Origin of the sequence: Marinitoga sp. 1138 (genome assembly GCF_013363265.1) — a bacterium.
Classification (GTDB): domain Bacteria; phylum Thermotogota; class Thermotogae; order Petrotogales; family Petrotogaceae; genus Marinitoga; species Marinitoga piezophila.
Genome location: NZ_LBFA01000009.1, coordinates 1 through 5,341, shown reverse-complemented (window position 1 = coordinate 5,341; position 5,341 = coordinate 1). Strand labels below are relative to the sequence as shown.

General features: G+C 25.7%; 2 protein-coding genes. Both read left to right on the top strand.

Annotated elements, in window-relative coordinates; genetic code table 11:
* Positions 1 to 141 precede the first annotated feature (141 nt).
* The gene (locus XO11_RS04105; RefSeq protein ID WP_175418203.1) at positions 142 to 4,527 is read left to right on the top strand and encodes a PQQ-binding-like beta-propeller repeat protein; all 4,386 of its coding nucleotides are present in this window, start codon (positions 142 to 144) and stop codon (positions 4,525 to 4,527) included.
* Positions 4,528 to 4,541: 14 nt separating this feature from the next.
* Complete coding sequence (locus XO11_RS04100; protein WP_175418202.1) at positions 4,542 to 5,258, top strand: hypothetical protein; 717 nt, start codon at positions 4,542 to 4,544, stop codon at positions 5,256 to 5,258.
* The last annotated feature ends 83 nt before the right edge of the window (positions 5,259 to 5,341 follow it).

The following is a 5,341-nucleotide window of genomic DNA, read 5'->3' as shown; positions in this document are numbered from 1 at the left end:
TTCCCCCAGTCAAAAGACTGGGGGTTTTTGTTTATGTTATTAATAATTTATTATTAATAAATAGTTTATACAAAATTAAATATATTTTTTTATATTTTTTGATATAATTATTTTTGATATATTTAATTTGGAGGGATTAAAATGAAAAAATTTATAATTAATTATATTATTTTTATTTTTTTGATCTTTGTTTTAAGTTCATGCTCTTCTAATTATTTTAATGGATTATTTAATTTTGATATTTCCAGTATCTTTAAAAATCCTTTTATTGCGTCTTCTTCGAATACTACTTCAAAATCCAATAACGCTGCATTAAGTAGTCAGACTTTTAATATAAAGACTATTGATATTAATACCAAAATTAGAGGTTCTTTCATTACATATAAAGCTTATATTGCTTTTCATGATCTTGATACTTTATATGTTTTTAAAGATTTTAAGATGATTTTTTCTAAAAAATTTGAATCTTCTTTGTTTAGCAACTTTCTCATTTCCAATAAATCTGAGCTTGTTTTTTCTAACGGCAATACACTTTATTTTTATAATTTTTCCAATAATAATCTCTTTAATTTTAAATTTGAGGATAATATTAAATCCATTGCTTTAACTCCATTTGATGAATATTATATTTTAACTGTGAATGGTAATATTATTAAATTTGTTGATTTTAAAAAGGTCTGGATAAATAGTTTAAATACTTCAGTTACTTCAAAATTGCTTGTTACCTATAATAATAATGTTGTTTTTGGAGATATTCAGGGGAATATTTATATTTTTAATTCTTTAGGCGATAGAATTGCTACTTCTAAGGTTAATGGAAGTGTTATTGGTAATTTTGCATCAGATAATTTGGGGAATATATATGTTATTACAAGTACAAAATGGCTATATGTTATTTCTACTAATGGAAAAACTATTTGGAAAAAGCATTTTGATAACGATAGAATATTATTAAATATATTAGTCGATAAAAATAGAAATATTTATCTTACCACTACAGGCAATATTTATATGTACAATTCTAATTTTAAACTTGTTAAAAAAGTATCTGTAAACAATTTAATTGCTAAATCTATTCTTACTAATAAAGGAATTGTTACCGGAGCAATTGATGGAACTATTTTTATTTTTGATTTTAATAAAAAGAATTTATCAAGATATGAAATTAAGAAAAAAATTACCAATACCAATATCTTTTTAGATGATGGAAAAATTTATTTTGTATCTGAAAATAGTATTGTTTCTATTGATATTGAGAATCTAAGAAAAGAAGAATTGTATTGGACATATTCATATGGTTTATTAAATAGGCAATATGTTAATTTGCCACCTGTAAATGTTCGAATTATCTATCCAGCTAATAATTCAAATACTTTAATTAAAGATAAAATCAAAGTTGTCTGGGATTCTAAAGATTTAAATGGAGAGAATTTAAAATATGATTTATATTTTGGAACATCAAAGAATAATTTAAAATTAATTGCTGGGAATTTATCAGCAAAGAGCTATTATTTAGAAAATTTAGACGGAAATGTATCATATTTCCTAAAATTAGCAGCAAAAGATAGCAATTTTTCTATTTTTAGTAATACAATTCAATTTAAGGTAAATTATGCACCGGATAAACCTGTTGAAAAAAATCCGGTTAATCATTATACCAATGTCTCATTATCTCCTGTATTAAAATGGATTGCGAGAGATAAAGATAGTAAAAAGCTATTATTTAATCTTTATTTTGGACAATCTATTGATAGTCTGGAAAAAATAGCTGAAGGATTAGATGTACCGGAATTTTCTTTAAATCAAAAACTTGAACCTGGAAAGCAATATTACTGGAAAGTTGAGGTTTTTGATGAGCTTGGAAATAGAAATGAAAGCGATGTTTTTGATTTTGTTACATCACATGCTCCGGAGAAGCCTGAAATTATTTTTCCAGATATAAGTGAGGCTATTTCAAAAGATTCAACAATTGTTTTTGCTTCAAAAGATATTGATAATGATCCTCTGTTATATGATATTTATTTTGGAAATAATATAGATTCTTTAAAGAAAGTAGTAGAAAATTATAGTGAAAATAAAATAAGAATTTCAGAATTTTCTCCTGGTAAAAGATATAAATTAAAAATAGCAGTAAAAGATGGAAAAGGAAATTATGTCGAAAGTAAGATATATGATATAAAGATTAAATATGAACCAAAATTAAATTGGAAATATTATACCAGAAATAGAATTAAAGGTAATGGGGTACTGGATGATGAAGGTAATATTTACATTGGAAATGATAGTGGATATTTTTATAAATTGGATTCAAAAGGATCTATAATCTGGAGGTTTAAAACAGAAAATAAAATATGGTCAACGCCATTATATGCTGATAATCTTATTTATTTCGGAAATAATGAAGGATACTTATATGCTTTAAATAAAAATGGAGATTTAAAGTGGAAATTTAAAAGTGAAGATATTATAACTGCTTCACCTGTAATTGATAATAAAGGAATAATATATATAGGAAGCTGGGATGGTTATCTATATGCAGTTAATCCAGATGGAACATTAAAGTGGAAGTTTAAGACTAATAATTCAATTAGCGGAAGTCCAGTTATCGGAAGAAGCGGAACATTGTATATAGGAAGTTGGGATGGCTATTTATATGCAATTAATAGAGATGGAACGTTAAGATGGAAGTATAAAACTGAAAATAGAATTTCTCAAACTCCAGCTTTGGATAACAATGAAAATATATATATAGGCAGTGAAGATGGATATGTATATTCTCTTGATTATAACGGCAATTTAAGATGGAGTTTTAAAACAGAAAGTTATATTAAATCATCTCCAGTAGTTGATGAAAATGGCACAATATATATAGGTGGTTGGGATAATTATTTATACGCAATAAATTCTGATGGAACCTTGAAGTGGAAGTTTAAAACTCAATATATAATAACTGGATCAGCTGTATTGGGAGATAAAGGAAATATATATATTTCCAGTTATGACCACAATATATATTGTCTCGATACAAGAGGAAGATTAAATTGGAAATTTAAAGTAGAAGATATAATAGATTCTAATCTACTTTTAGATAATAATAATTTGATTTTTAGCGATGTTAGTGGAAATTTATATTCTATTATCGTAGAAGATAAGGGTTTAAATGAAAAGGCTCAATGGCCAGCATTTAAAAAGAATAATTATAATGTTGGAAAGATAAAAATAGTTAAGAATTTGTTGCCTCTTGGTCCGGATAATCCTGAACCATCCAATGGAGAGGTAAATGTTCCTACGGATATAACTTTAAGCTGGATGGCTTATGATATGGATGGAGATAAACTGGAGTATACAGTCTTTTTTGGAGAAGATAAAGATAATTTAAAAGTAGTATTGAGAAATGTTGACACATTAACCTATACTCCTGAAAAATTAAAACCAAAAACTACATATTATTGGAAGGTTATAGTTAAAGATTCCAGAAACGCTGTAAAAGAAGGGCCTATATGGAGTTTTAAAACTGTAAATCCATATGGTAAGATTAAATGGAATTATAAAACTAAAGGATGGATAGAAAATACACCTTTAGTATTAAATAGTGGAATATATTTTGGTAGTTACGATAGATATTTCTATGCAGTATCTTTTGAAGGTGTTTTAAAATGGAGATTTTTAACAAATTCTGAAATTATTGCGTCTCCAAATACCGATGATGGAAGAAATATATATTTTGGAGACAGCTCAGGAAGGTTGTATTCAATAACAAATGATGGTACTTTAAACTGGAAATTGAATTTGAGAGGTAAAATACTTTCAACTCCATTAATAGCAAATAACAGAATTTATGTTGGCACATCAAAAGGTGTATTATATTCAATAGATTTAAATGGAAATATTTTATGGACCTTTAAAACAAATGATTATATATTATCAATGCCTGCATTTTATAATGGAAATATAATTTTTGGTGGTTCAGATTCATATGTTTATTCTCTTAACGAAAGAGGTGAATTAAACTGGAAATTTAAAACTGGAGGATCTGTAAAATCATCTCCAGCTATAGATAAAGAAGGAAATATTTATATAGGCAGCGATGATAATTATTTGTATAAAATATCAAAATTTGGAAAGTTAATATTTAAATTTAGAACCAATAGTTCTATACAAACAAAGGTTAGCATAGATGAAAATGGAAATATATATTTTGGAAGTCTCGATTATTATCTTTATGTTTTAAATCCAAAAGGAGAATTAATAAATAAATTTAAAACTGATGGTGAAATTTATTCGACACCTACCTTTGATGATAAAGGTTATATATACTTTGCAAGTTTAGATTCTAAAGTTTATGCATTAAATAAAGATTATAGCATCGATTGGATATTTAATAGTGGATATGGTATTGTTTCAAGTCCAATTATAAAAGATGGAATTTTATATATTACAAGCAGGGATGGAAATTTATATGCTATAAAAATTGAAGGACATAACACACCTGAAAAATCCATAATAAAAAATTATTATAATAAATGAGGAGGTTGTGGTTGATGAAAAAAGTCTATTTATTTATTGCAATTTTAGTGGTTTCTACAATGATGTTTTCAGGAAATCTTTTCTTTGAATTTGGATTATATAATCCAGGAAATAATGCTATATCAGTTTTGAATAATAATTTTGTTGCTGGATATAATATGGGAATGTTTGAAACATATATAACATTATCAGGAGTTTCAGGAAGTTTAAATGCTAAAATGGAAACTACTAAACTTGGAGCAGAAGAAGATGTTAATTTTTCAATTGGAGTAAATTTAGGTTATGGTGGAATTGGAGGAGCATTTTATTTAATTAAAGAACCAAAAACCGAGTTAGCTCTTTATGGTGGATATAATATGGTTTTTTATAAAAAGTTTAATATTAAGGGAAGCGGAGATATAGGTATTGGCGAAGGAAATACAACTTCTGAAGATAATAATACTTCTTCCGCTGATGAAACAAATTTTATAGATAGTTTAAATGAACAATTGAAAAAGATAAATATAAATATAATAGATGCAGGACTTAAAATAAAATACAGGTATGATAATAATCTTTCATTATTTGCAAAATATGGATTATCATTAAACATTTTTGCATATAAAGATGAAATGGATTTTGAAGATGTAAAATTACCATATACAATAAGTTTAAATTTTGGTACTATATCATTTATAACATTTGGTGTTGAATTTGATTTTGGAAAAGAAGAAGTAGATTGGGACTTATAAATATAAATTATTATTAATGAAAAAGAGAAATTCAGAAAGAATACTGTAACGAAAAAAGTATTGACAAAAAGGGAAAAAGATGG

What these genes read in the sequence shown, in the direction of transcription:
- XO11_RS04100 (WP_175418202.1), top strand. Translation starts at nt 4,542, where the DNA reads ATGAAAAAAGTCTATTTATTTATTGCAATTTTAGTGGTTTCTACAATG.
- XO11_RS04105 (WP_175418203.1), top strand. Translation starts at nt 142, where the DNA reads ATGAAAAAATTTATAATTAATTATATTATTTTTATTTTTTTGATCTTT.